General features: G+C 70.1%; 18 protein-coding genes and 1 pseudogene. 12 read left to right on the forward strand and 7 right to left on the reverse strand.

The annotated features are described in order from the left end of the window. The 4 genes from CCL05_RS32345 to CCL05_RS32360 form a co-directional block, all read right to left on the reverse strand. A partial coding sequence (locus CCL05_RS32345) for a glycerol-3-phosphate dehydrogenase/oxidase (protein ID WP_086564234.1) occupies nucleotides 1–1,372 on the reverse strand: 1,372 nt, incomplete at its 3' end. An 8-nt stretch (nucleotides 1,373–1,380) separates the two neighbouring features. After that, nucleotides 1,381–2,919: a glycerol kinase GlpK gene (gene glpK, locus CCL05_RS32350; RefSeq protein ID WP_086564235.1), complete on the reverse strand. Its 1,539-nt coding sequence runs from the start codon at nucleotides 2,917–2,919 to the stop codon at nucleotides 1,381–1,383. An 83-nt stretch (nucleotides 2,920–3,002) separates the two neighbouring features. Beyond that, nucleotides 3,003–3,794, reverse strand: a complete 792-nt coding sequence (locus CCL05_RS32355) for an MIP/aquaporin family protein (protein WP_086564236.1) — start codon at nucleotides 3,792–3,794, stop codon at nucleotides 3,003–3,005. Nucleotides 3,795–4,073: 279 nt separating this feature from the next. Further along, complete coding sequence (locus CCL05_RS32360; RefSeq protein WP_020276830.1) at nucleotides 4,074–4,847, reverse strand: IclR family transcriptional regulator; 774 nt, start codon at nucleotides 4,845–4,847, stop codon at nucleotides 4,074–4,076. A gap of 340 nt (nucleotides 4,848–5,187) precedes the next feature. Between CCL05_RS32360 and metH the strand changes: the two genes are divergently transcribed. The 4 genes from metH to CCL05_RS32380 all read left to right on the forward strand — a co-directional run bounded on the left by metH (nucleotide 5,188) and on the right by CCL05_RS32380 (nucleotide 13,231). Beyond that, nucleotides 5,188–8,700 (forward strand): methionine synthase, encoded by a 3,513-nt coding sequence (gene metH, locus CCL05_RS32365; RefSeq protein WP_086564237.1) that lies wholly within the window; start codon nucleotides 5,188–5,190, stop codon nucleotides 8,698–8,700. Nucleotides 8,701–8,825: 125 nt separating this feature from the next. Then, complete coding sequence (locus CCL05_RS32370; RefSeq protein ID WP_086564238.1) at nucleotides 8,826–9,527, forward strand: HAD family hydrolase; 702 nt, start codon at nucleotides 8,826–8,828, stop codon at nucleotides 9,525–9,527. A gap of 408 nt (nucleotides 9,528–9,935) precedes the next feature. Then, on the forward strand, nucleotides 9,936–11,540 hold the full coding sequence (locus tag CCL05_RS32375; RefSeq protein WP_086564239.1) for an ABC transporter substrate-binding protein: 1,605 nt from the start codon (nucleotides 9,936–9,938) through the stop codon (nucleotides 11,538–11,540). A 107-nt stretch (nucleotides 11,541–11,647) separates the two neighbouring features. Beyond that, on the forward strand, nucleotides 11,648–13,231 hold the full coding sequence (locus CCL05_RS32380) for an ABC transporter substrate-binding protein (RefSeq protein WP_086564240.1): 1,584 nt from the start codon (nucleotides 11,648–11,650) through the stop codon (nucleotides 13,229–13,231). Between the two features lie 77 nt (nucleotides 13,232–13,308). Here CCL05_RS32380 and CCL05_RS32385 read toward each other — a convergent pair whose 3' ends face one another. Both CCL05_RS32385 and CCL05_RS32390 read right to left on the reverse strand, forming a co-directional pair. Continuing rightward, the gene (locus tag CCL05_RS32385; RefSeq protein WP_010045368.1) at nucleotides 13,309–13,980 is read right to left on the reverse strand and encodes a response regulator; all 672 of its coding nucleotides are present in this window, start codon (nucleotides 13,978–13,980) and stop codon (nucleotides 13,309–13,311) included. A 14-nt stretch (nucleotides 13,981–13,994) separates the two neighbouring features. Continuing rightward, nucleotides 13,995–15,036: pseudogene (locus tag CCL05_RS32390) on the reverse strand (RecB family exonuclease). An 875-nt stretch (nucleotides 15,037–15,911) separates the two neighbouring features. Between CCL05_RS32390 and CCL05_RS32395 the strand changes: the two are divergent. The 3 genes from CCL05_RS32395 to CCL05_RS32405 all read left to right on the forward strand — a co-directional run bounded on the left by CCL05_RS32395 (nucleotide 15,912) and on the right by CCL05_RS32405 (nucleotide 19,238). Continuing rightward, nucleotides 15,912–17,366 (forward strand): site-2 protease family protein, encoded by a 1,455-nt coding sequence (locus CCL05_RS32395; protein WP_425275958.1) that lies wholly within the window; start codon nucleotides 15,912–15,914, stop codon nucleotides 17,364–17,366. A gap of 49 nt (nucleotides 17,367–17,415) precedes the next feature. Continuing rightward, on the forward strand, nucleotides 17,416–18,318 hold the full coding sequence (locus CCL05_RS32400) for a tRNA (adenine-N1)-methyltransferase (RefSeq protein WP_020274881.1): 903 nt from the start codon (nucleotides 17,416–17,418) through the stop codon (nucleotides 18,316–18,318). Nucleotides 18,319–18,659: 341 nt separating this feature from the next. After that, on the forward strand, nucleotides 18,660–19,238 hold the full coding sequence (locus CCL05_RS32405; RefSeq protein ID WP_086564242.1) for a hypothetical protein: 579 nt from the start codon (nucleotides 18,660–18,662) through the stop codon (nucleotides 19,236–19,238). Between the two features lie 59 nt (nucleotides 19,239–19,297). Here the strand turns inward: CCL05_RS32405 and CCL05_RS32410 are convergent, their stop codons facing one another. Continuing rightward, on the reverse strand, nucleotides 19,298–19,603 hold the full coding sequence (locus tag CCL05_RS32410) for a ferredoxin (RefSeq protein ID WP_086564243.1): 306 nt from the start codon (nucleotides 19,601–19,603) through the stop codon (nucleotides 19,298–19,300). Between the two features lie 246 nt (nucleotides 19,604–19,849). Here CCL05_RS32410 and arc point away from each other — a divergent pair, with 246 nt between their 5' ends. The 5 genes from arc (at nucleotide 19,850) to prcA (ending at nucleotide 25,772) form a co-directional block, all read left to right on the forward strand. After that, nucleotides 19,850–21,616: a proteasome ATPase gene (gene arc / locus CCL05_RS32415; protein WP_086564244.1), complete on the forward strand. Its 1,767-nt coding sequence runs from the start codon at nucleotides 19,850–19,852 to the stop codon at nucleotides 21,614–21,616. Between the two features lie 234 nt (nucleotides 21,617–21,850). Beyond that, on the forward strand, nucleotides 21,851–23,362 hold the full coding sequence (gene dop, locus CCL05_RS32420; protein WP_341868291.1) for a depupylase/deamidase Dop: 1,512 nt from the start codon (nucleotides 21,851–21,853) through the stop codon (nucleotides 23,360–23,362). Nucleotides 23,363–23,540: 178 nt separating this feature from the next. Then, nucleotides 23,541–23,759 (forward strand): ubiquitin-like protein Pup, encoded by a 219-nt coding sequence (locus CCL05_RS32425; RefSeq protein ID WP_010045349.1) that lies wholly within the window; start codon nucleotides 23,541–23,543, stop codon nucleotides 23,757–23,759. 336 nt (nucleotides 23,760–24,095) lie between these two features. Then, entirely contained in the window at nucleotides 24,096–24,941 is an 846-nt protein-coding gene (gene prcB / locus CCL05_RS32430) for a proteasome subunit beta (RefSeq protein WP_086564245.1), read from the forward strand. Between the two features lie 69 nt (nucleotides 24,942–25,010). Next, the gene (gene prcA / locus CCL05_RS32435) at nucleotides 25,011–25,772 is read left to right on the forward strand and encodes a proteasome subunit alpha (RefSeq protein ID WP_086564246.1); all 762 of its coding nucleotides are present in this window, start codon (nucleotides 25,011–25,013) and stop codon (nucleotides 25,770–25,772) included. Nucleotides 25,773–25,890: the final 118 nt, after the last annotated feature.

Consider the following 25,890-nt stretch of genomic DNA (forward strand, 5'->3'; position numbering starts at 1 on the left):
GCCGGGCGGTGTCGGCGGCCATGCGCGGGCCGGGCGCCGGGCGGTCGGTCAGCAGCCGGTGGGCGACCGCGCGCGGGTTGGCGATGCCGGGCAGCGGCAGCTTCTTCGGCAGCGAGCTGATGGGCTCGAAGTCGTCGCCCAGCGGGTGGCCCGGCAGCGACTCCAGCTTCTGCATGATGGTCCGGCCGATGTGGCGGAAGGTGGTCCACTTGCCGCCCGCGACGGACAGCATGCCGCCCTTGCCCTCGGTCACCACCGTCTCGCGCTTGGCCTTCGCGGTGTCGCCGGGGCCGCCCGGCAGCACCCGCAGACCGGCGAAGGAGTACGTGATCAGGTCGCGGCTCAGCTGCTGCTCGCGGACGGAGAAGGCGGCCTCGTCGAGGATCTGGGATATGTCCTTCTCGGTGACCGCGACGTCCGCCGGGTCGCCCTCGAACTCCTCGTCCGTGGTGCCGAGGAGCAGCATGTCCTCCCACGGGAGGGCGAAGGTGATGCGGTACTTGTCGATCGGGGTGGCGAGCGCGGCCTTCCAGTGGGAGGTGCGCTTCAGGACCAGGTGCGCGCCCTTCGACAGGCGGATGGACGGCGCCGCGTTCGGGTCCTCCATCTTCCGCAGGTGGTCGACCCACGGGCCGGTCGCGTTCAGCACCAGCCGGGCGCTGACGCCGAACTCGTCGCCGGAGAGGCGGTCCCTGAGCTCGGCGCCGGTGACGCGGCCCTGGGTGAAGCGCAGGCCCGTCACCTCGGCGTGGTTGAGGACGACCGCGCCCGCCTCGACAGCGCCGCGGACCGTCATCAGCGCCATGCGCGCGTCGTTCATCTGGTCGTCGCCGTACACGGCCACGGCCTTGAGGTTCTCGGTGCGCAGCTCGGGCACGTCCTGCGCGGCCTTGGCCGGCGAGAGCAGGTGCCCGACGCCGTCACCGAAGGCCGACAGCGCGGAGTAGGCGAAGACGCCCGCCCCGAGCTTCGCCGCGCCGTGCGGCCCGCCCTTGTACACGGGGAGGTAGAACGTGAGCGGGTTCGCCAGGTGGGGCGCCACCTGCCGGGAGACCGCACGGCGCTCGAAGTGGTTCTCCGCCACCAGCTTCACCGCGCCGGTCTGCAGGTAGCGCAGACCGCCGTGGAGCAGCTTGGAGGAGGCGGAGGAGGTGGCACCGGCGAAGTCACCGGCGTCGACCAGAGCCACCCTGAGGCCGGACTGCGCGGCGTGCCAGGCGGTGGAGATGCCCAGGATGCCGCCGCCGATCACGAGAAGGTCGTACGACGCCTTGGCGAGCTGCTCCCTGGTCTCGGCTCGGCTCGGGTTCGAGCCGGAGGCCGGGTGCGTCCCCAGGGCAGGCACGGACTGCAGGGTGGACTGACTGGTCATGCGGTTTCTTACTCCTCGTCCTCGAGCCAGCCCATGGTCCGCTCGACGGCCTTGAGCCAGTTCTTGTACTCACGGGCGCGGGTGTCCGCGTCCATGCGGGGGGTCCACTCGGCGGCCCGGCGCCAGTTGGCGCGCAGGTCGTCGGTGCTGTTCCAGAAGCCGACGGCGAGGCCGGCGGCGTAGGCGGCGCCGAGGCAGGTGGTCTCGGCGACCATCGGACGCACCACGGGGGCGTCCACGAAGTCGGCGAGGGTCTGCATCAGCAGGTTGTTGGAGGTCATGCCGCCGTCGACCTTCAGGGCGGCCAGCTCCACGCCGGAGTCCTTCGTCATGGCGTCGGCGATCTCGCGGGTCTGCCAGGCGGTGGCCTCCAGGACGGCACGGGCCAGGTGCGCCTTGGTGACGTACCGGGTCAGGCCGGCGATCACACCGCGGGCGTCGGAGCGCCAGTACGGGGCGAACAGGCCGGAGAAGGCCGGCACGAAGTAGGCACCGCCGTTGTCCTCGACCGACAGCGCGAGCGTCTCGATCTCGGCGGCCGTGGAGATCAGGCCCATCTGGTCGCGCATCCACTGCACCAGCGAACCGGTGACGGCGATCGAGCCCTCCAGGGCGTAGACCGTGTCCTGGTCGCCGATCTTGTAGCCGACGGTGGTCAGCAGGCCGCTGTACGAGTTGATGATCTTGTCACCGGTGTTCATCACCATGAAGGTGCCGGTGCCGTACGTCGACTTGGTCTCGCCCTCGGCGAAACACGTCTGGCCGAACAGGGCCGCCTGCTGGTCGCCGAGCGCGGAGGCGACCGGGATGCCGCCGAGCAGGTCGCCGAGCTTGCCGCCGGTGATCTCGCCGTACACCTCGGCGGAGGAGCGGATCTCGGGCAGGATCTGCTTCGGGACGCCGATCGACTCGCAGATCTTGTCGTCCCACTCCATGGTGTGGAGGTTCATCAGCATCGTGCGGGAGGCGTTGGTGACGTCCGTGACGTGCTTGCCGCCGTCGACACCGCCGGTCAGGTTCCAGATGACCCAGCTGTCCATGGTGCCGAAGAGGATGTCGCCCGCCTCGGCGCGCTCCTTCAGTCCGTCGACGTTGTCGAGCAGCCAGCGGGCCTTCGGGCCGGCGAAGTAGGAGGCGAGGGGCAGGCCCGTCTCGCGGCGGAAGCGGTCCTGGCCGACGTTGCGGCCGAGCTCTCGGCACAGGGCGTCGGTGCGGGTGTCCTGCCAGACGATGGCGTTGTGGACGGGCTCGCCGGTGTTCTTGTCCCACAGCACGGTCGTCTCGCGCTGGTTGGTGATGCCGATGGCCTTGATGTCGTCGCGGGTGATGCCGGCCTTCTCGATGGCCCCGGCGACGACCTCCTGGACGTTGGTCCAGATCTCGGTGGCGTTGTGCTCGACCCAGCCCGGCTTCGGGAAGATCTGCTCGTGTTCCTTCTGGTCGACGGACACGATCCGGCCGTCGCGGTCGAAGACGATGCAGCGGGAGGAGGTGGTGCCCTGGTCGATGGCGGCGATGAAGGGGCCGGCGGTGTGCGCGTCGGTCACTGTGTGCTCCTGATAATTCCGGGTTTAAGGGGCTTTACGTACGGCGCGTGCTGGAAGTTTCGCGCAGGGCGCGAGGATTGCTTCTAGGCGAATGCGACGTTGTAGATGCCTGCCGCGATGGCGCCGCCGATCAGCGGACCGACCACCGGGACCCAGGCGTAGCCCCAGTCGGAGCCGCCCTTGTTGGGCAGGGGCAGCAGCGCGTGCACGATGCGCGGACCGAGGTCACGCGCCGGGTTGATCGCGTAGCCCGTCGGGCCGCCGAGGGACAGGCCGATGGACACCACCACGAGCGCGGTGATCAGCGCGCCCAGCGTGCCCAGGCCGTTGCCCTTGTCGTTCAGGCCCTGGGTGAGCACGGCGAGCACCAGCACGACGGTGCCGATGATCTCCGTGGCGACGTTCTGCCAGGCGACCCGGACCTCGGGCCCCGTGGAGAAGATGCCCAGCACGGGGCCGGCGGCCTTCTCCTGGGCCTCGACGGCCTTGGCCGTGTCCTGCGCGCCCGGACCGCCGACGATCTCCCGGTCGGTGAGGTGGGCGTGGAACTGGCCGTAGTAGGCGATCCAGACCAGGGCGGCACCGATCATGGCGCCGAGGATCTGTCCGGCCCAGTAGACCGGGACGTTCTTCCAGTCGCCGTCCTTGATCGCGATCGCGAGGGTGACGGCCGGGTTCAGATGGGCGCCGGACAGCGGCGCCGAGGTGTAGACCGCCGTGAGCACCGCGAAGCCCCACCCGAAGGTGATGGCGAGCCAGCCGGCGTTCCGGGCCTTGGAGGCCTTCAGTGTGACGGCGGCGCACACTCCGCCGCCGAGGAGGATGAGTATGGCGGTACCGATGGTCTCGCCGATGAAGATGTCGGAGCTGGACACCCGCGACTCCTTTGTCCTTCGTCCAGGGGTGAAGTTCTTGATACCGGCCTGGCGTTGTCACACTCTAGCGCGTATTGCCGGTAGCTGTTCGACAATGTCGACCGATGGACGGGAGTCTTGCTTCGGCGTTACGAGCACGTCAAGGGCTGTGTTGTCGAAAACACGATCGTTACTGATCGCCGCGGCCTCGTGGATCTCCAGCGCAGCTCGCCGGTGGCCCGTGCGCGGGCATGCCGAGGACCGGAGCGCCCTGTGACGCCCCGGTCCTTGCGTGTCCTGTCAGAACCGCCCGGCACCCAGATCCCGCGAGACCGCGCGGGCGCAGTCCCGGACCGCCGCGATCAGCTCGGGGCGCAGCGCCCGCTCTTCGTCGGGCCGGCACAGCCGTTCCACGGCGCCCGTGATGCCGACCGCGCCGACCGGCATGCGCCGCCGGTCGTGGATGGGCGCGGCGAGGGAGGCGACGCCCTCCCAGGTCTCCTCGACGTCCGCCGCGTACCCACGCGCGCGGGTGACGTCGAGGATGTGCTCGAAGTCCTCCGGCTCGCACACGGTCCGGTCCGTGAACGCCTTGCGGTCGGCCTCCAGGGCCTCGCTGTGCGCCACCGGGTCGTAGGCGGAGAGGACCTTGCCCAGCGCCGTGGAGTGCAGCGGCTGCATGGCCCCGATCTCCAGGACCTGCCGGCTGTCGTCGGGCCGGAAGACGTGGTGCACGATCAGCACGCCCTGCTGGTGCAGCACGCCCAGGTAGACGCTCTCGCCGCTGGAGCGGGCCAGGTCGTCGGTCCACACCAGGGCCCGCGCCCGCAGCTCGTGCACATCGAGGTAGGTGGTGCCCAGGCGCAGCAGCTCCGCGCCGAGCTGGTAGCGCCCGGAGGTGTCGTCCTGCTCCACGAAGCCCTCCTGCTGGAGGGTGCGCAGGATCCCGTGGGCGGTGCCCTTGGCCAGGCCCAGCGACGAGGCGATGTCCGACAGGCCGAGCCGCCGCTCGCCGCCCGCGAGCAGCCGCAGCATCGCGGCCGCCCGTTCGAGCGACTGGATGTTCCGTGCCATCGCCGTACTGCCTCCGTCCCCTTCGACCGCCGACCAGCGGCGCCCGCAGCCTTTGTTCGGCAATGCCGAACACTACCGGTCGATGCCGACCTCTCGCTAATGGCGGGTCACCATTTGTTGCGCCGGCGGGTCGTCACGAATGGCTCACGAGGGCCACAGCAGTGGGACATCAGTGCCACAAGGGCGATTCGGGACGCCATGCGCGTCCGTCCCGTGGACGCCCTGCCCATCCCGGGCCGCGCCCGGTTACGCTGGCGCCGTGCGCCGTTCCCCCGGATGCCCCCCGTGTGTCCGGGAAGCCGCATAGCCGACAGCCGTCGCACTCGAGGGAGCCCTTTACATGGCCTCGTTGCCACCGACCCCTTCCGACAGCCGGACCCGCGTGTCCGCCCTCCGAGAGGCCCTGGCCAGCCGTGTGGTCGTGGCCGACGGGGCCATGGGCACCATGCTCCAGGCGCAGGACCCGACGCTCGAGGACTTCGAGAATCTCGAAGGCTGTAACGAGATCCTCAACCTGACCCGGCCGGACATCGTCCGTTCCGTCCACGACGCGTACTTCGCGGTCGGCGTCGACTGCGTCGAGACCAACACCTTCGGCGCCAACCACACGGCCGCGGCGGAGTACGAGATCTCCGACCGGGTGCACGAACTGTCCGAGGCGGGTGCCCGGATCGCCCGCGAGGCGGCCGACGAGTACGCCGCCCGGGACGGCCGGCCGCGCTGGGTGCTCGGCTCGATCGGCCCCGGCACCAAGCTGCCCACGCTCGGCCACGTCACCTACGGCGCCATCCGCGACGGCTACCAGGCCAACGCCGAGGGCCTGCTCGCCGGCGGCGCCGACGCGCTGCTCGTGGAGACCACGCAGGACCTGCTCCAGACGAAGGCCTCCGTCCTCGGCGCCCGCCGGGCCATGGAGGCCACCGGCGTCGAGGTGCCCCTGCTGTGCTCGATGGCCTTCGAGACCACCGGCACCATGCTGCTCGGCTCCGAGATCGGCGCGGCGCTGACCGCGCTGGAGCCCCTCGGCATCGACATGATCGGCCTGAACTGCTCGACCGGTCCGGCCGAGATGAGCGAGCACCTGCGCTATCTGACGCGCCACTCGCGGATCCCGCTGCTGTGCATGCCGAACGCCGGTCTGCCGATCCTCACCAAGGACGGCGCCCACTTCCCGCTCGATCCCCAGGGCCTGGCCGACGCCCAGCAGAACTTCGTCCGGGACTACGGCCTGTCCCTGGTCGGCGGCTGCTGCGGCACCACGCCGGAGCACCTGCGGCAGCTGGTCGAGCGCGTCCGGGACGTCACCCCGAGCGAGCGCGCCCCGCAGCCCGAGCCGGGCGCGGCGTCGCTGTACCAGTCGGTCCCGTTCCGGCAGGACACCTCCTACCTGGCCATCGGCGAGCGCACCAACGCCAACGGCTCGAAGAAGTTCCGCGAGGCCATGCTGGACGGCCGCTGGGACGACTGCGTGGAGATGGCCCGGGAGCAGATCCGCGAGGGCGCGCACATGCTCGACCTGTGCGTGGACTACGTCGGCCGCGACGGCGTCGCCGACATGGAGGAACTGGCCGGCCGCTTCGCCACCGCCTCCACGCTGCCGATCGTGCTGGACTCCACCGAGGTCGAGGTGATCCGGGCCGGTCTGGAGAAGCTCGGCGGCCGCGCGGTGATCAACTCGGTGAACTACGAGGACGGCGCCGGACCCGAGTCCCGCTTCGCGAAGGTCACCCAGCTCGCCAGGGAGCACGGTGCCGCCCTCATCGCGCTGACCATCGACGAGGAGGGCCAGGCCCGCACCGCCGAGAAGAAGGTCGAGATCGCCGAACGGCTCATCGACGACCTGACGGAGAACTGGGGCATCCACGAGGAGGACATCCTCGTCGACTGCCTGACCTTCACCATCTGCACCGGCCAGGAGGAGTCCCGCAAGGACGGCATCGCCACCATCGAGGGCATCCGCGAGCTGAAGCGGCGCCACCCGAAGGTGCAGACCACCCTGGGCCTGTCCAACATCTCCTTCGGCCTCAACCCGGCCGCCCGCATCCTGCTCAACTCCGTCTTCCTCGACGAGTGCGTCAAGGCGGGCCTGGACTCGGCGATCGTGCACGCGAGCAAGATCCTGCCGATCGCCCGCTTCAGCGAGGAGGAGGTCCAGACGGCTCTGGACCTGATCTACGACCGCCGCGCCGAGGGCTACGACCCCCTCCAGAAGCTGATGCAGCTGTTCGAGGGCGCCACCGCCAAGTCCCTCAAGGCGGGCAAGGCCGAGGAGCTGGCCGCCCTGCCGCTGGACGAGCGCCTGAAGCGGCGCATCATCGACGGCGAGAAGAACGGCCTGGAGGCCGACCTCGACGAGGCCCTGCAGTCCCGCCCGGCCCTGGACATCGTCAACGAGACCCTGCTGGAGGGCATGAAGGTCGTCGGCGAGCTGTTCGGCTCCGGCCAGATGCAGCTGCCGTTCGTCCTGCAGTCCGCCGAGGTGATGAAGACGGCCGTCGCCCACCTCGAACCGCACATGGAGAAGACCGACGAGGCCGGCAAGGGCACCATCGTGCTCGCCACCGTGCGCGGCGACGTGCACGACATCGGCAAGAACCTCGTCGACATCATCCTGACCAACAACGGCTACAACGTCGTCAACCTGGGCATCAAGCAGCCGGTCTCCGCGATCCTGGACGCCGCCGAGGAGCACAAGGCCGACGTCATCGGCATGTCCGGTCTCCTGGTCAAGTCCACCGTGATCATGAAGGAGAACCTGGAGGAGCTCAACACCCGGGGACTCGCCGCCCGCTTCCCGGTGATCCTCGGCGGTGCCGCCCTCACCCGCGCCTACGTCGAGCAGGACCTGCACGAGATCTATCAGGGCGAGGTCCGCTACGCCCGCGACGCCTTCGAGGGCCTGCGCCTGATGGACGCCCTGATCGGCGTCAAGCGGGGCGTGCCCGGTGCGAAGCTGCCCGAGCTGAAGCAGCGCCGTGTGCGGGCCACCGCCCCGGCCGCGGTCGAGGAGCGCCCCGAGGAGGGGCACGTCCGCTCCGACGTCGCCACCGACAACCCCGTCCCCGAGCCGCCCTTCCGCGGCACCCGCGTGATCAAGGGCATCCAGCTCAAGGAGTACGCGAGCTGGCTCGACGAGGGCGCCCTGTTCAAGGGCCAGTGGGGCCTCAGGCAGGCCCGCACCGGCGAGGGCCCGTCGTACGAGGAGCTCGTCGAGAGCGAGGGCCGGCCCCGGCTGCGCGGGCTGCTGGACCGGCTTCAGACGGAGAACCTGCTGGAGGCGGCCGTGGTCTACGGCTACTTCCCGTGCGTCTCCAAGGACGACGACCTGATCATCCTGGACGAGCAGGGCAACGAGCGCACCCGCTTCACCTTCCCGCGCCAGCGCCGCGGCCGGCGCCTGTGCCTGGCCGACTTCTTCCGCCCGGAGGAGTCCGGCGAGATCGACGTTGTGGGCCTCCAGGTCGTCACCGTCGGCTCGCGCATCGGCGAGGAGACCGCGCGGCTCTTCGAGGCCAACGCCTACCGCGACTACCTCGAACTGCACGGCCTGTCCGTGCAGCTGGCCGAGGCGCTCGCCGAGTACTGGCACGCGCGCGTGCGCTCCGAACTCGGCTTCGCCGGCGAGGACCCGGACGAGATGCAGGGCATGTTCGAGCTGAAGTACCGGGGCGCCCGCTTCTCCCTCGGCTACGGAGCCTGCCCCAACCTGGAGGACCGCGCGAAGATCGCCGACCTGCTCCAGCCGGAGCGCATCGGCGTCCACCTGTCCGAGGAGTTCCAGCTGCACCCCGAGCAGTCCACGGACGCCATCGTGATCCACCACCCGGAGGCGAAGTACTTCAACGCCCGCTGAGCCCCTCCCGGGCGCCCGGTGGCCAAAAGAAGCGTTTCGTCCGCGCACGACGTAGACTGGTCGGTCCACCGCAGGCCGGTTCCCTCCCGGGAACCGGCCTGAACGTCCCTCAAGGAGGTACGTGGATGACCAGTACGGTCCCCGCGCTCGGCACCCTTACGGCCGAAGGTTCAGCTCTGCAAGCCGTGCTCCTCGACATGGACGGCACCCTGGTGGACACGGAGGGCTTCTGGTGGGACGTCGAGGTCGAGGTCTTCGCCTCCCTCGGCCACAGGCTCGACGAGTCCTGGCGCCATGTCGTGGTCGGCGGCCCCATGACCCGCAGCGCGGGGTTCCTGATCGAGGCCACCGGCGCGGACATCACCCTCGACGAGCTCACGGTGCTGCTGAACGACGGCTTCGAGGACCGCATCGGCCGCACCCTGCCGCTGATGCCCGGCGCCGGCCGGCTGCTGGCCGAGCTGTACGAGTACGAGATCCCCACGGCCCTGGTCTCCGCCTCGCACCGGCGCATCATCGACCGGGTGCTGACCTCTCTGGGCGCGCACCACTTCCACCTCACGGTGGCCGGTGACGAGGTCCCCCGCACCAAGCCCCACCCCGACCCGTACCTGGCGGCCGCCGCCGGACTCGGCGCCGAGCCCGCCCGGTGCGCCGTCATCGAGGACACCGCGACCGGAGTCGCCGCGGCCGAGGCCGCGGGCTGCCACGTCGTGGCGGTGCCCTCCGTGGCCCCGATCGCCCCGGCCCTCAGGCGCACGGTCGTCACCTCTCTGGAAGAGGTCGACCTGACATTTCTGCACGGCCTGATGACGGAAATGCGCTAGGTGTTCACCCAGCGTGCAGCGGTGTTAGGACGGTAATTCCGAAGGTGAATTCGAACTCCTCGGAGGATCGAATTCCCGTACCCTCGCACCCGTTTACGGGTGTGACGTTCCCCACGCGGTCCGGGGTCGACAGCAGGTCCGGCGCGTGCTGCGCACCCCCTCAAGGGGGCTGTCGGCGTGCCCTTGTGTCCCGATTGGTGGAACGCTGCACCAAAGCTTCCGCTGTCGGGTTTTCGGTGCGTCCACGCCCGGTTCCGCAGCGTGATGGGTGCTCAACTCCGGTGGCGGCGAACCCTCCTGCCGACCGCGACTAATCTCGACGCGAGAACATCGCCCCACCCCCGTGATCCGCTGCGCCACCCCTGCATGCCGGGTACACGGAGTCGACAGCTCTGGAGAAACTCGAGCATGAACCGCAAGACTTTGGTGCTGCCGGCCGTGATCGGCCTGCTCGCGCCGGTGCTCGCCGCCTGCGGCGGGTCCGACAGCGGGAGCGACAACGGCGACGCGATCGTCGTCGGCACCACGGACCGGTTCACCGCCTCGAAGGACGCCCCCGCACCCCTCGACCCGGCGTACGCCTACGACGTCGGCACCTGGAACATCCTGCGCCAGACCGTGCAGACCCTGATGATCCAGCCGCGCGGCGAGGGCGAGCCGGTCCCCGAGGCCGCCGAGCGCTGCGGCTTCACCGACACCGGCAACGAGCGCTACGCCTGCACCCTGCGCGACGGCCTGAAGTTCGCCAACGGTGACGCCGTCACCGCGGCCGACGTCAAGTACTCCATCGACCGCGCCCGTTCCCTCAAGGCCGACAGCGGCGTGTTCGCGCTGCTGTCCACCATCGACACCGTCGAGACGCAGGGCGACCGCGAGGTCATCTTCCACCTCAAGACCGCCGACGCGACCTTTCCGTACAAGCTGTCGACCCCGGTCGCCGGCATCGTCGACCCCGACGACTACCCGAAGAACAAGCTGCGCGACGGCTTCGACCTCGAGGGCTCCGGCCCGTACACGCTCAAGGCCGAGGTCGAGAACAACGAGATGGTCAAGGCCCGGTTCACCCGCAACCCCGACTACAAGGGGAGCCTGACGGTGAACAACGACAAGGTCGAGATGGTCTCCTTCAAGGACGCCGACGCCATGGGCACCGCGCTGAACAAGGGCGACATCGACCTGATGACCCGAGCGATGTCGCCGGAGCAGATCCGCAAGCTCTCGGGCGACGCGGACACCGACATCGACCTCGTCGAGATGCCCGGCCTCGAGATCCGCTACCTGGGCTTCAACACCGACGCCCCGACCGTGAAGTCCAAGGCCGTGCGCCAGGCGATGGCCCAGGTCGTCAACCGCAGCGCGCTGGTCTCCAAGGTCTACGGGTCCCAGGCCGAGCCGCTGTACTCGCTCGTCCCGGCCAGCGTCACCGGCCACTCCAACTCGTTCTTCAACAAGTACGGCGACCCGAGCGTCACCAAGGCGCGCTCGCTGCTGAACCAGGCGAACGTCACCACCCCGGTGAAGCTCACGCTGCACTACACGACCGACCACTACGGTCCGGCCACCAAGCAGGAGTTCGAGGTCCTCCGCGACCAGCTGAACTCCAGCGGCCTGTTCGACGTCAGCATCAAGGGCGCACCGTGGGACACCTTCCGCCCGGCTGAGAAGAAGGGTGAGTACGACGTCTACGGCATGGGCTGGTTCCCGGACTTCCCGGACGCTGACAACTTCCTCGCGCCGTTCCTGGACAAGGACAACACCCTCGGCTCGCCGTACGACAACAGCCAGATCCGGAGCACCCTGATTCCGGAGTCCCGCCGTGAGGCGGACCGGCTGTCCGCCGCCACCAGCCTGACGGACATTCAGGACATCGTCGCCTCCGACGTGCCGGTGCTGCCGCTCTGGCAGGGCAAGCAGTACGTCGCCGCGCGCGACGACATCACGGGTACCGCGTACGCCCTCAACTCCTCGTCGACGCTCCAGCTGTGGGAGCTCGGCCGGGGTGTGAGCGGCTGACGGACCCACTGGAACTCCGGGGCCGGTGACCGCGGCCCCGGGGAACCGTGCCCCGGAGCCAGGGACATGCTCCGGGCGTTCTCGAGAACCGACGACAGGGCACACACGTGAACATACGCAACCAGTGGCCGGTCCTGCCCCTCGTGGCGGGGCTCGCCTCCGGCCTGCTGACCGGCTGTGGCACGGAAACCGGAGACTCCGCGGGGGACGGCTCCAACGTGGTGGTGGGGATGTCCGACGACGTCCTGGCCACCGACCCGGCCTCCGGCTACGACCCCGGCTCCTGGCTGTTGTTCAACAACGTCTTCCAGTCGCTGCTGAGCTTCCCCAAGGGCGCCACGGAACCCCAGCCGGAGGCCGCCGAGAGCTGCTCCTTCACCGACACGCAGACCACGGTCTACAAGTGCACGCTGAAGGACGGCCTGAAGTTCAGCAACGGTGACGCGCTCACCTCGGAGGACGTCAAGTTCTCCTTCGACCGCATGCTGAAGATCAACGACCCCGACGGGCCCGCGATCATGTTCCCCACGCTGGACAAGGTCGAGACGCCGGACGCGAAGACGGTCGTCTTCCGGCTCAACACGGCCGACGCCACGTTCCCGAGCAAGGTCGCCTCCGGCGCCGGCTCCATCGTCGACCACCGCCAGTACGACGCGGACGGGCTGCGCAAGGACGGCAAGGCCGTCGGCTCCGGCCCCTACCAGCTCGACTCGATCGACGACGAGCAGGCCGTGTTCTCCGTCAACAAGAACTACAAGGGCACCGCCGAGGTGAAGAACGCGGGCGTGACGCTCAAGTTCTTCGACGGCGACCAGACCGCCCTGAAGCAGGCGATCCAGGCCGGGGACGTCGACATCGCCTACCGCGGCCTGACCGCCGGCGACATCGCGGACATGGAGAAGGCCGACGACGGCACCGGCGTGGAGGTCGTCGAGGGCAGCAGCGCCGAGGTGCAGCACCTGGTGTTCAACATGAACGACCCGGTCGCCGGAAAGGCCGGCGTACGCAAGGCCATCGCCCATCTGCTCGACCGCGAAGCCCTCATCAAGGACGTCTACCAGGGCACCGCGACCCCGCTCTACTCGATCATCCCGGCGGGAATCGCCGGCCACAACACGGCCTTCTTCGACACCTACGGCGCCCGCCCCTCCCGGTCCAAGGCGGCCGACGCGCTGCGCGCCGACGGCATCAGCGGCAAGGTGAAGCTGACCCTCTGGTCCACGCCGTCCCGCTACGGCCCCGCCACCGACCAGGAGCTGAACGCCATCGCCGGCCAGCTCAACGCGAGCGGCCTGTTCGACGCCACCGTCAAGTCCGTCCCCTTCGGCCAGTACGAGAAGGACATCGCCGCCGGCAAGTACGGCGTCTACGTGAAGGGCTGGGTGCCCGACTACCCGGACGCCGACAACTTCACGGCCCCCTTCTTCGGCAAGGGCAACGTGCTGGGCAACAACTACGACAACGGCACCATCACCGGCACGCTCATCCCGCGCACCGCCGCCGTGACCAACCGTGCCGCCACGGACCAGGAGTTCGGCGAGCTCCAGGACATCGTCGCCGACGAACTGCCCGTCCTGCCGGTGTGGCAGGCCAAGCAGTACGCGGTCGTCCGCGACGGCGTCTACGGACTGGAGTACTGCCTCGACGCGTCCACCGTGTTCCGCTTCTGGGAGCTGAGCAAGGACGCCTGACGCACCCGCGTGCGTGATGGAAGAGGGCGCCCCCTGCCGAGCAGGGGGCGCCCTCTGTGTGTCCGGTGTGCGGGTGTCTACTGCGCGCCGGGGCGCACCAGTCCGCTCTCGTACGCGTACACCGCGGCCTGCACGCGGTCGCGCAGGCCCAGCTTGGTCAGCACATGCCCGACGTGCGTCTTGACGGTGGTCTCGCTGACGAACAGGTCCGCCGCGATCTCCGCATTGGACAGCCCGCGCGCCACCAGCTTCAGCACCTCCACCTCGCGGTCGGTGAGCGTGTGCAGCGTGTCCGGCACCGGCTCCTCGCCCGACGGCAGATGCGTGGCGTACTTGTCGAGCAGCCGCCTGGTGATGCTCGGCGCGAGCATCGCCTCGCCCGCGGCCACGACCCGGATCGCCTGCACCAGCTCGTTGGCCGGGGCGTCCTTCAGCAGGAAGCCGCTGGCGCCGGCCCGCAGCGCCTCCACCACGTACTCGTCGAGGTCGAAGGTGGTCAGCACCAGGACCTTCGCCGGACCGTCCCGCCCGGGGCCGGTGATCTGACGGGTCGCCTCCACGCCGTCCATCCGCGGCATACGGATGTCCATCAGGACCACGTCGGGCTGCAGCGCCCGCACCTGGTCCAGAGCCTGGAGGCCGTCTCCGGCCTCGCCGACGACCGCGAGGTCCTGCTCGGCCTCCAGGATCATCCGGAAGCCCGTACGGAGCAGTGGCTGGTCGTCGACCAGTAGGACGCGGATGGCCACGTAAGTCTCCTTCGCTAGTCCGGCCCCATTCTGCCCTGCGCGGGGGCGCCGGACTCAGCCGCCCTGGCCGGTCGCCCGCAGGGGCAGCGGCAGCGGGTACGGCGGGGGAGTGCCGCCGAACTCCGGGCAGTGGGCCTGGTGGTCGCACCAGCCGCACAGCTTCGTGGGGCGCGGCCGCCAGTCGCCCGTCTCGGTCGCCAGCCGGATCGCCTCCCACAGCGCGAGCAGCTTGCGCTCGACCCGCTCCAGGTCGGCGAGGACGGGGTCGTACGTCAGCACCTGGCCGCTGCCGAGATAGACCAGCTGGAGCCGCCTCGGGACCACGTTCTTCAGCCGCCAGACGACGAGGGCGTAGAACTTCATCTGGAACAGGGCGCCCTCGGAGTACTCGGGCCTGGGGGCCTTCCCCGTCTTGTAGTCGACGATCCGGACCTCGCCCGTGGGCGCCACGTCGACCCGGTCGATGATGCCGCGCAGCCGCAGCCCGGACTCCAGCTCGGCCTCGACGAACAGCTCCCGCTCGGCGGGCTCCAGCCGGCTGGGGTCCTCCAGGGTGAACCAGCGCTCGACGAGCTGCTCGGCCTCGCCCAGCCAGCGCGCCAGCCGCTCGCCCTGCGGATCGTCGGCGAACAGCTCCACGACCTCCGGCCGCGTCTCCCGCAGCCGGTCCCACTGGCCCGGGACCAGCGACTTCGCCCGGGGCGCCGTGCGCTCGGCCGCCGGGGCGTCGAAGAGGCGCTCCAGGACCGCATGCACCAGCGTGCCCCTGGTCGCCGCCTCGCTCGGCTTCTCCGGCAGCCGGTCGATGACCCGGAAGCGGTAGAGCAGCGGGCACTGCATGAAGTCACTGGCACGCGAGGGGGACAGCGAGGCGGGCGGTATGGCCCGGGGCGCGGTCTCGGCCGCGGTCTCGTGCGGCGCGGTCTCGGCCGCCGTGTCCACTGCTGTCTCCGCCGTCTCGACGGCCGCCTCCACAGGCCCGGCCTGGGCCGGCGGATCCACCGCCGCGGCAGGGTTGCTGTCGGGCTGCGCCGCGCCCTCGGTGCTCGTCTCCATGCCCCAGACCATACGGGCCGCCACTGACAGTGACCCAGGCGCGGTCACGCCGTGGGCAGGAGTGAGGTGGCGGGACCGAGGGAAACTCAGGGGTGCCGGGGCGGAAGGCACCTCGACGGACGCATACCATCGACTCGAGACCCTCCCGTCCGGCAGGCGCGGGAGACGATGCGAACGAGGGGACACCGGTGGACGAGAGCGGCGGGCGCGGGCAGCCGCGGTCCGGCAACGAGGAGTCGGCCGAGCGCCACGCAGGGCCTCCGGCCCGGGCCACCGACCCGACCCCCGCCGACGAACAGTCCACGGACGTACGGCGGTTCACCTCCACGAGCGACGACGACGCCCCTGCCGCGACGCCGCCGACCCGGCCGGACGACCGCCCGTCCGGACGGACACCCGAACCGGCAGCGGACGAGCCGCCCGGGCCCGACCGCCCGGCCGTGCGACCGGACCCCTCGGCATCGGGCCAGAACCCGGCCCCCACCGCGGACGGCCCCCCGGAAGCGTCACCCGACCCCCGCGGGGACGCCGAAAGCCCCCGTTCGGAGGCCGACCCGGACGCGGACCGCCCCGAGCGGTCCGCTCACGACGCCCCCGGCAGCCACCGCTCCGGGGACGCCGCGAACCGCCGACAGACCGAGGCCCTTCGCGAGGCTCCCGCCCACGGCGAGGACGACAGCAGCCGTTCGGCGGACGCCGCCGCGCCGGCGGACCGACCCGCGGCCGATGCCTTGCGCGAGTCCCCGGCCCGTGGCGAGGACAACGGCGGCCGGCCGACGGACGGGGACGTGCACCCGGACCACCCTGTGGCCGATACCGGCGGCGACCACGACGGCAGCAACCGGTCGGATGCCGCCGCGCCCGCGGACCGACCCGTGGCCGATGCCCAGCGCGAGGCTCCCGCCCACGGCGACCACGACGGCAGTAACCGGTCGGATGCCCCCACCCCCGACCGCCCCGAGCCCGATGCCCTGCGCAAGGCCCCCGCCCACGGCGAGCACGACGGCAGTCGGCCGGCGGAGGGTGACGCGCACCCCGACCGTGCCTATGCCGCCGGTCCGTACTCGGACTCCGCCGCGGGCAAGCCCGAGGCGAACAGCCGGCACGCCACCCCCGGCACCGGTGACCGCCACCTCGCGCACTCGGCCGACGGCAAGGGCCCCGCGCCGCAGCGACCGGAGCCGCGCGGCGGGCTGCTGATGGGGCGGCCGTTCGGCGTGCCCGTCTACGTCGCGCCCAGCTGGTTCCTCGTCGCCGCGCTGATCACCTGGGTGTTCGGCGGACAGCTGGAGCGCGTGCTGCCCGAGCTCGGCGCAGCCCGCTACCTGGTCTCCCTGTTCTTCGCGGTCGCCTTCTACGCGTCGGTGCTGGTGCACGAGCTGGCCCACACGGTCGCCGCCCTCCGCTTCAAGCTCCCCGTCCGCCGCATCCAGCTCCAGTTCTTCGGCGGCGTCTCCGAGATCGAGAAGGAGGCCGAGACCCCCGGCCGGGAGTTCGTGCTCGCCTTCGTCGGACCGCTGCTCTCCCTCGTCCTGGCCGGCGTCTTCTACGGCGCCCTGCAGACCGTGGAACCCGGCACGGTTCCGGGCGTCCTGCTGGCCGGCCTGATGATCTCCAACCTCATCGTGGCCGCGTTCAACCTCCTGCCCGGCCTGCCCCTGGACGGCGGCCGCATGCTCCGCGCGGTCGTCTGGAAGATCACCGGCAGGCCCATGACCGGCACCGTCGCCGCCGCCTGGGTCGGCCGCGCCCTCGCCATCTCCGTCCTGATCGGCCTGCCCCTGCTGACCCAGTCCGGCGCCCTCGGCACCGACGCCGTGGACAACGTCGGCATGGACACCGTCCTGGACGCCCTGCTCGCCGCCATCCTCGCCGCGATCATCTGGACCGGCGCCGGCAACAGCCTGCGCATGGCCCGCCTGCGCGAGCACCTGCCCGAACTGCGCGCCCGCGCGCTCACCCGCCGTGCCGTCCCGGTCGAGACCCACACGCCGCTCTCGGAGGCCCTGCGCCGCGCCAACGCCGCCGGCGCCCGCGCCCTGGTCGTCGTCGACGCCCACGGCAACCCCGTCTCCCTCGTCCGCGAGGCCGCCATCGTCGGCGTACCCGAACACCGCCGCCCCTGGGTCGCGGTCAGCGGCCTCGCCCAGGACCTGACCGACGGCATGCGCGTCTCGGCAGAACTGTCCGGCGAGGAGCTCCTGGACGCGCTCCGGGCGACCCCCGCGACCGAGTACCTGGTGGTCGAGGAGACCGGCGAGATCTACGGCGTTCTGTCCGCGGCCGACGTGGAACGGGCCTTCGTGAAGGCCATGGCCCGTCCCTCCTAGGGGGCGGACCGTGGTCGGAGGCCCTCTCAGGTGCCGGTAGGCTGGTCACATGTCCGAACCGACCGGTGCCGCCCGCAGGCGCGGGCCCTTCAAGGTCGGGGACCAGGTACAGCTGACCGACCCCAAGGGCCGCCACTACACGTTCACGCTCGAGGCCGGGAAGAACTTCCACACCCACAAGGGTTCCTTCCCGCACGACGAACTGATCGGCGCTCCCGAGGGCAGCGTTGTCCGCACCACAGGAAACGTCGCCTACCTCGCGCTGCGCCCCCTGCTCCCCGACTACGTCCTGTCCATGCCCCGCGGGGCAGCCGTCGTCTACCCGAAGGACGCGGGGCAGATCCTCGCCTTCGCCGACATCTTCCCCGGCGCCCGCGTCGTGGAGGCCGGTGTCGGCTCGGGCTCGCTCAGCAGCTTCCTGCTGCGCGCCATCGGCGACCAGGGCATGCTGCACAGCTACGAGCGCCGCGCGGACTTCGCCGAGATCGCCCAGGCGAACGTGGAGCGCTACTTCGGCGGCCCGCACCCCGCCTGGCAGCTCACCGTCGGCGACCTCCAGGACAACCTGTCCGACGCCGACGTCGACCGCGTCATCCTCGACATGCTCGCCCCCTGGGAGTGCCTGGAGGCCGTCTCCAAGGCGCTGGTCCCCGGCGGCATCCTGTGCTGCTACGTGGCGACCACCACCCAGCTCGCCCGGACCGTCGAGTCCATCCGCGAGATCGGCTGCTTCAACGAGCCGACCTCCTGGGAGACGATGATCCGCAACTGGCACATCGAGGGCCTGGCCGTCCGCCCGGACCACCGGATGATCGGCCACACCGGATTCCTGCTCACGGCCCGCCGCCTCGCCGACGGCGTCGAGCCGCCCATGCGCCGCCGCCGCCCCGCCAAGGGCGCCTACGGCGAGGACTACGCCGGCCCCAACGCCGACGGCGGCACCGGCCGCTGACACGGCCCGCCGCCCCGCACAACGCACAGGCGCCGCGGCGGAGTTCCCGGACCCACCGTCGGAACTCCGTCACGGCGCCTTCCTGTTGCCCCGGGCCGCCGCGACGGGTGAACCAGTGCATATCCCCCTTGACCTGAAACAGACCCCCGGCGGCCCGCCTTGCCGACGTGACGCGGGCGCCCCGCGGCCCGCGACGGCACCCGCTCGCTGACGCGGCGGCAGGGACCGTAACCCTTCTGACTTCCCCGGCACAGGACCTGCACACCCCGCCGTTCCCTCGCGGTGTGACGTGTGGCACCATCTTGGCCACCCACCGGCACAGCCCTCAGGAGACACTCCTAGTGCAGCCTTCCGCCGTCCCGGAGCTCGCCCACACCCACACCCGCCCCATCCACTGGCTCGCCACCGCGACGGCAGTCGCCGGCGTCGTGGCCCTCTCCTCGCTCTTCCAGCCGGGCGCGGCCACGGCGGCCCAGCCGTCCGCCCCCGAGACCAGAAGCGCGCCGGCGAACGTGGCCGCGCCCGACCCGGCCGTGGTGGAGTTCCCCCTCGAGTGCGGCCCGGTGAAGGCCGTGGTGGAGAAGAAGGTCTCCGGCGACCTCGACGGCGACGGCAACCCCGAGACGGTGGCCGTGGTCCACTGCGACTCCCCGATGGGCACCCCGCCGGACGGCGTGTACGTCCTCACCCGGGGCCGGGACGGCGGCGCACCGCGTGTGGTGGCGAACCTGCTCGACCCCAAGGACGGCACCACCGTCAGCGACGTCGCCGTGCGCGACGGCGCCGTCACGGCCGCGCTCCTCGGCTACTCGTCGTCCGATGTGCCGCGTTGCTGCCCCGATGTGCGCAGCGACGCGAAATGGCGTTGGCAGGACGGCGCGTTCGTGCGCTCGGCACCGGCCGGTGCCCGCAGCGTGTGAGGCTACTGAGCCCCCGCGTGTGAGATATCAGACAGTAGTGACGGTACGTAGAGAAGTAGTCACTCCGCGTCCGGCCCGTAAACTTCGGTCCTGTCCGAAACCCGACGTACGTGGATGCAGTCGCCCGGACACTCCTTCGCCGAGTCGATCACGTCCGTGAGAAGCGGCAGCGGAACGGGCGTTGTCGCGCCCTTGTCCTGGAGCAACTCGTCGTCGGGGCTCTTCACATAGGCCAGACCGTCGATGTCCAGCTCGAACACCTCGGGCGCGTACTGGGCGCAGATCCCGTCACCGGTACACAGGTCCTGGTCGATCCAGACCTCCAGTGCCTCGCCCTCGACCCCGGCCTCCTGCTGCACGCTCATGTCTCCTGCCGTTTCATACGTCGAGCCGTATCGGGAATCCGGCCAGCTCTGACGGGTGTTGAACGCTTCGACCGTACCTGAGGCTGGGTTCCAATCATGTTCGCTGGGTATTCCCCTGGCGTGAGGGAGAGCGCAAGGGTGAAGATCGGACACACCCCGACCGTCTTTGTGATCTAGGGGTTTCAATCGACACCCGCCCAGGTAGGGTCTGGAAGCGTCCAGCTCCCCTTGGAGGAGGTGAGGACCGTGGCAGCCCACGACGACGACATGAACCGCGGCATCCGCCCGGGACGCGGGTCCGACGACCCGGCCGGGCAGATCGCCTACCTTGAGCAGGAGATCGCCGTCCTGCGACGCAAGCTCGCCGACTCTCCGCGACACACGAGGATTCTCGAAGAGCGGATCGTCGAGCTGCAGACCAATCTGGCCGGCGTGTCCGCGCAGAACGAGCGGCTCGCCAACACGCTCCGTGAGGCCCGTGACCAGATCGTGGCCCTCAAGGAGGAAGTCGACCGGCTCGCGCAGCCGCCGGCCGGCTTCGGTGTCTTCCTGACGGCCAACGAGGACGGCACCGCCGACATCTTCACCGGCGGCCGCAAGCTCAGGGTGAACGTCAGCCCCAGCGTCGAGCTCGACGAGCTCCGGCGCGGCCAGGAAGTGATGCTCAACGAAGCGCTCAACGTGGTCGACGCCATGGAGTTCGAGCGCGTCGGCGACATCGTCACACTCAAGGAGATCCTCGAGGACGGCGAGCGGGCCCTGGTGCTCGGGCACACCGACGAGGAGCGGGTGGTACGGCTCGCCGAGCCGCTGCTGGACGTCACCATCCGCCCCGGCGACGCCCTCCTGCTCGAACCCCGCTCCGGCTACGTCTACGAGGTCGTGCCCAAGAGCGAGGTCGAGGAGCTCGTCCTCGAAGAGGTCCCCGACATCGGCTACGAGCAGATCGGCGGCCTCGGCGGCCAGATCGAGGCCATCCGCGACGCGGTCGAGCTCCCGTACCTCTACCCGGACCTGTTCAAGGAGCACGAACTGCGGCCGCCGAAGGGTGTCCTGCTGTACGGGCCCCCCGGATGCGGTAAGACCCTGATCGCCAAGGCCGTGGCCAACTCGCTGGCCAAGAAGGTCGCCGAGGTGACCGGCCAGGCCGCCGGCAAGAGCTTCTTCCTCAACATCAAGGGCCCCGAGCTCCTGAACAAGTACGTCGGTGAGACGGAGCGGCAGATCCGCCTCGTCTTCCAGCGGGCCCGTGAGAAGGCCAGCGAGGGCACCCCGGTCATCGTCTTCTTCGACGAGATGGAGTCCCTCTTCCGCACCCGTGGCTCCGGTGTCAGCTCGGACGTGGAGAACACCATCGTCCCGCAGCTGCTCGCCGAGATCGACGGCGTGGAGGGCCTGCAGAACGTGGTCGTGATCGGTGCCTCCAACCGTGAGGACATGATCGACCCCGCCATCCTGCGTCCCGGCCGACTGGACGTGAAGATCAAGATCGAGCGCCCGGACGCCGAGGCGGCCAAGGACATCTTCGGCAAGTACCTCACCGAGCGCCTCCCCCTGCACAGCGAAGACCTCGCCGAGCACAGTGGGTCCAAGGCCGCCACGGTCCAGAGCATGATCCAGACGGCCGTCGAACAGATGTACGCCGAATCCGAGGAGAACCGCTTCCTGGAGGTCACCTACGCCAACGGCGACAAGGAAGTTCTCTACTTCAAGGACTTCAACTCCGGCGCCATGATCGAGAACATCGTGGGCCGCGCCAAGAAGATGGCGATCAAGGACTTCCTCGAGAAGAGCCAGAAGGGCCTCCGCGTCTCCCACCTCCTCCAGGCCTGCGTGGACGAGTTCAAGGAGAACGAGGACCTGCCCAACACCACCAACCCGGACGACTGGGCCCGGATCTCCGGAAAGAAGGGCGAACGGATCGTTTACATCCGTACGCTCATCACCGGAAAGCAGGGCGCGGACACCGGACGCTCCATCGACACGGTGGCGAACACCGGTCAGTACCTGTAAAAGGCAGGGCGGCTGCGGGTGCCCTCGGCGGGTACCCGCAGCCGACTGTTTTTCAGGCCACGGCTGGAGCAACGCAATGACGCAAATGATCTCCCCACCAGCGCAAAGGCGTTCTAGGCTCTTGCGTACCGCCAAGTCGCGCAGTGCGGGGACGGGCACCGCACACGCAACCGAGCGCCAGCGGTATCTGAGTGGCGCCCACGACCGAGGGCGCCGCCGGGCAAGGAGGGCCGCATGACCGTACGGCGAGTAATGGGCATCGAGACGGAGTACGGAATCTCCGTCCCCGGCCACCCCAACGCCAATGCCATGCTCACCTCGTCCCAGATCGTGAACGCCTACGCGGCGGCGATGCACCGGGCCCGCCGGGCCCGCTGGGACTTCGAGGAGGAGAACCCGCTGCGGGACGCCCGAGGCTTCGACCTCGCCCGCGAGGCCGCCGACTCCAGCCAGCTCACCGACGAGGACATCGGCCTGGCCAACGTGATCCTCACCAATGGCGCACGGCTCTACGTCGACCACGCACACCCCGAGTACAGCGCCCCCGAGGTGACCAACCCGCGGGACGCCGTCCTCTGGGACAAGGCCGGCGAGCGGATCATGGCGGAGGCCGCGGAACGGGCCGCTCAGCTGCCCGGTGCCCAGCCGATCCACCTGTACAAGAACAACACCGACAACAAGGGCGCGTCCTACGGCACGCACGAGAACTACCTGATGAAGCGGGAGACCCCCTTCTCGGACATCGTGCGCCACCTGACGCCGTTCTTCGTCTCCCGCCAGGTCTTCACCGGCGCGGGCCGCGTCGGCATCGGCCAGGACGGGCACGAGCACGGCTTCCAGCTCAGCCAGCGTGCCGACTACTTCGAGGTCGAGGTCGGCCTGGAGACCACGCTCAAGCGCCCGATCATCAACACCCGCGACGAGCCGCACGCGGACGCCGAGAAGTACCGCCGGCTGCACGTGATCATCGGCGACGCGAACCTGTCGGAGATCTCGACGTACCTCAAGCTGGGGACGACCTCCCTGGTCCTGTCGATGATCGAGGACGGTTTCATCGCCGTCGACCTGGCCGTCGACCAGCCCGTGCGCACCCTCCACCAGGTCTCGCACGACCCCTCCCTGAAGCGCCTGATCACGCTGCGCAGCGGCCGTACGCTCACGGCGGTCCAGCTTCAGATGGAGTACTACGAGCTCGCGCGCAAGTACGTGGAGGAGCGGTTCGGCGCGGACGCCGACGACCAGACCAAGGACGTCCTCTCGCGCTGGGAGGACACCCTCACCCGTCTGGAGCACGACCCGATGAGCCTGGCCGGAGAGCTGGACTGGGTCGCCAAGCGGGAGCTCATGGAGGGCTACCGGCGCCGGGACAGCCTCGACTGGGACGCGGCGCGGCTGCACCTGGTCGACCTGCAGTACGCCGACGTACGGCCCGAGAAGGGCCTGTACAACCGTCTGGTGGCCCGCGGGCGCATGAAGCGGCTGCTGGACGAGGCGGACGTCGAGCGGGCCCGTACGGCGCCGCCGGAGGACACGCGCGCCTACTTCCGCGGCCGCTGCCTGGAGCAGTACGCGGACGACGTGGCGGCGGCGTCCTGGGACTCGGTGATCTTCGACCTGCCGGGCCGGGACTCCCTCCAGCGCGTTCCAACCCTGGAACCGCTTCGCGGAACGCGTAATCACGTCAAGGAGCTGCTCGACCGCTGCCGCACCGCGGAAGACCTGGTCAGGGTCCTTTCGGGCGGGTGAGCGCGGTGAACGGGTACTCGGGTGGGGCCCGCCGGACAGGGTGGAAAATCCCAGGTCCGGGAATCATCGAGGTGGTCCCCGTACGTTGGAGCAACAGCGGGGCCATTGTCAGACCCGGCGAGTAGGGTCTGATCTTGACCGAGCAACTGTGTCGGGCGAACCGAGCGGGGTGAGGGATATGGCGACCAAGGACACCGGCGGCGGACAGCAGAAGGCCACCCGGTCCACCGAGGAGGTCGAGGAGCAGGCGGCAGAGGCGCAGGCTTCGGAGGACGTCAAGGAGCGTCACGAGAAGCTGAGCGACGACGTGGACTCGGTTCTGGACGAGATCGACGACGTCCTCGAGGAGAACGCCGAGGACTTCGTGCGGTCCTTCGTTCAAAAGGGTGGCCAGTAAGGCGCCTGAGCCTTCGTTCCGAAGGTGAACGGGGTGTCGTGAGTGATGGACGAGCCGAGCGCGGAGCGCTGCGCGCGGGGCACCGCAGGACGTGATGCCCTCGTGTGCGGCGCTCCGGGCGTCGGTGGCGCCCGGAGCCCGGTGGCCCGCCGGGCAGGGGGGCCGGCAAGTGCGGCGCGGCTCCCGCGGAGTTGGTCCCGCCGGGCATGTGGATCACCGCCGAAGGACGGGTAGGGTCCGTGGCATACCGAGCCCCCGGTCGCAACCGGACCGGGGTTGTTCCAAGGATCGGCCCGACGTCACAGGGCGGGCTGTCGCATACGTGGAAGGAATCGCGTGGAAGCCAACACTCGTAGCACCGGGCGTCTACCAGCTGCCTTCCTGACGCCAGGGTCTTCCTCCTTCATGGATTTCCTCTCCGATCACCAGCCCGAACTGCTGCCGGGCAACAAGAAGTTGCCGCCGGTGCAGGGGGCGATCGAGGCGCCGCACGGCACGACGATCGTGGCCGTGACGTTCCCCGGCGGCGTCGTCCTCGCCGGTGACCGGCGGGCCACCATGGGCAACGTCATCGCGCAGCGGGACATCGAGAAGGTCTTCCCGGCCGACGAGTACTCGGCCGTGGGCATCGCCGGTACGGCGGGTCTGGCCGTGGAGATGGTGAAGCTGTTCCAGCTAGAGCTTGAGCACTTCGAGAAGGTCGAGGGCGCGCAGCTGTCGCTGGAGGGCAAGGCGAACCGGCTGTCGACGATGATCCGCTCGAATCTCGCCATGGCCATGCAGGGGCTGGCCGTCGTCCCGCTGTTCGCCGGGTACGACGTGGACCGGGAGAAGGGCCGGATCTTCTCCTACGACGTCACGGGCGGGCGCTCCGAGGAGCAGAACTTCGCGGCCACCGGTTCCGGGTCGATCTTCGCCCGCGGCGCCATGAAGAAGCTCTTCCGGGACGACCTGAGCGAGGCCGAGGCCACGACGCTCGTGGTCCAGGCGCTCTACGACGCGGCAGACGACGACTCGGCGACCGGCGGTCCCGATGTCGCCCGCCGGATCTATCCCATCGTCACCGTGATCACCGAGGACGGCTTCCGCCGGCTCTCCGAGAACGAGTCGTCCGAGATCGCGCGGTCGGTTCTGGAGCGGCGGCTGGAGCAGCCCGACGGTCCGCGGGCCGCGCTGCTGTGAGCAGCGGGCTGTCTTCATGAGGGTGGTCCAGTGAACCGACGGAATCTTCAAGAGAGGGACGGATAACCGGTGTCGACGCCGTTCTATGTCTCACCCCAGCAGGCGATGGCCGACCGGGCGGAGTACGCCCGCAAGGGCATCGCCCGTGGTCGCAGCCTGGTCGTGCTGCAGTACGCCGACGGCATCGTGTTCGTCGGGGAGAACCCGTCCCGTGCGCTGCACAAGTTCAGCGAGATCTATGACCGGATCGGCTTCGCGGCCGCCGGCAAGTACAACGAGTACGAGAACCTGCGGATCGGCGGCGTGCGCTACGCCGACCTGCGGGGTTACACCTACGACCGGGGCGATGTGACGGCCCGGGGCCTGGCGAACGTGTACGCGCAGACGCTGGGCACGATCTTCTCCAGCGCGGCGGAGAAGCCGTACGAGGTGGAGCTGGTCGTCGCGGAGGTCGGGGAGACGCCCGAGGGCGACCAGATCTACCGGTTGCCGCATGACGGCTCCATCGTGGACGAGCACGGCTCGGTCGCGGTGGGGGGCAACGCGGAGCAGATCAGCAGTTATCTGGACCAGCGGCACCAGGACGGTATGACGCTGGCCGAGGCGCTGAGGCTGGCGGTGCAGGCGCTGTCCCGCGACACGAACGGCAGCGAGCGGGAGATTCCCGCGGAGCGGCTGGAAGTGGCGGTGCTGGACCGTACGCGGCCGCAGAAGCGGAAGTTCAAGCGGATCAGTGGGCGCCAGCTGGGCCGGCTGCTGGAAGCGGACGGGGCGACCACGGCGTCGGAGGCCGAGGCGGACGCCGCGGCGGAGGCGTCGGACGACGAGTGATCTCCACGGCCGCGCGCCCTCGCCGCTGTGCGGCTTGGGCGCGCGGCCTTGTGCCTGCGGCGGCCTGCGCGGGTGTGGGGGGTGCGCGTAGCGCCTGACGCCGGGTGGTGGGTCGGGG

This window comes from Streptomyces africanus, assembly GCF_002150735.1.
Lineage (GTDB): Bacteria > Actinomycetota > Actinomycetes > Streptomycetales > Streptomycetaceae > Streptomyces > Streptomyces africanus.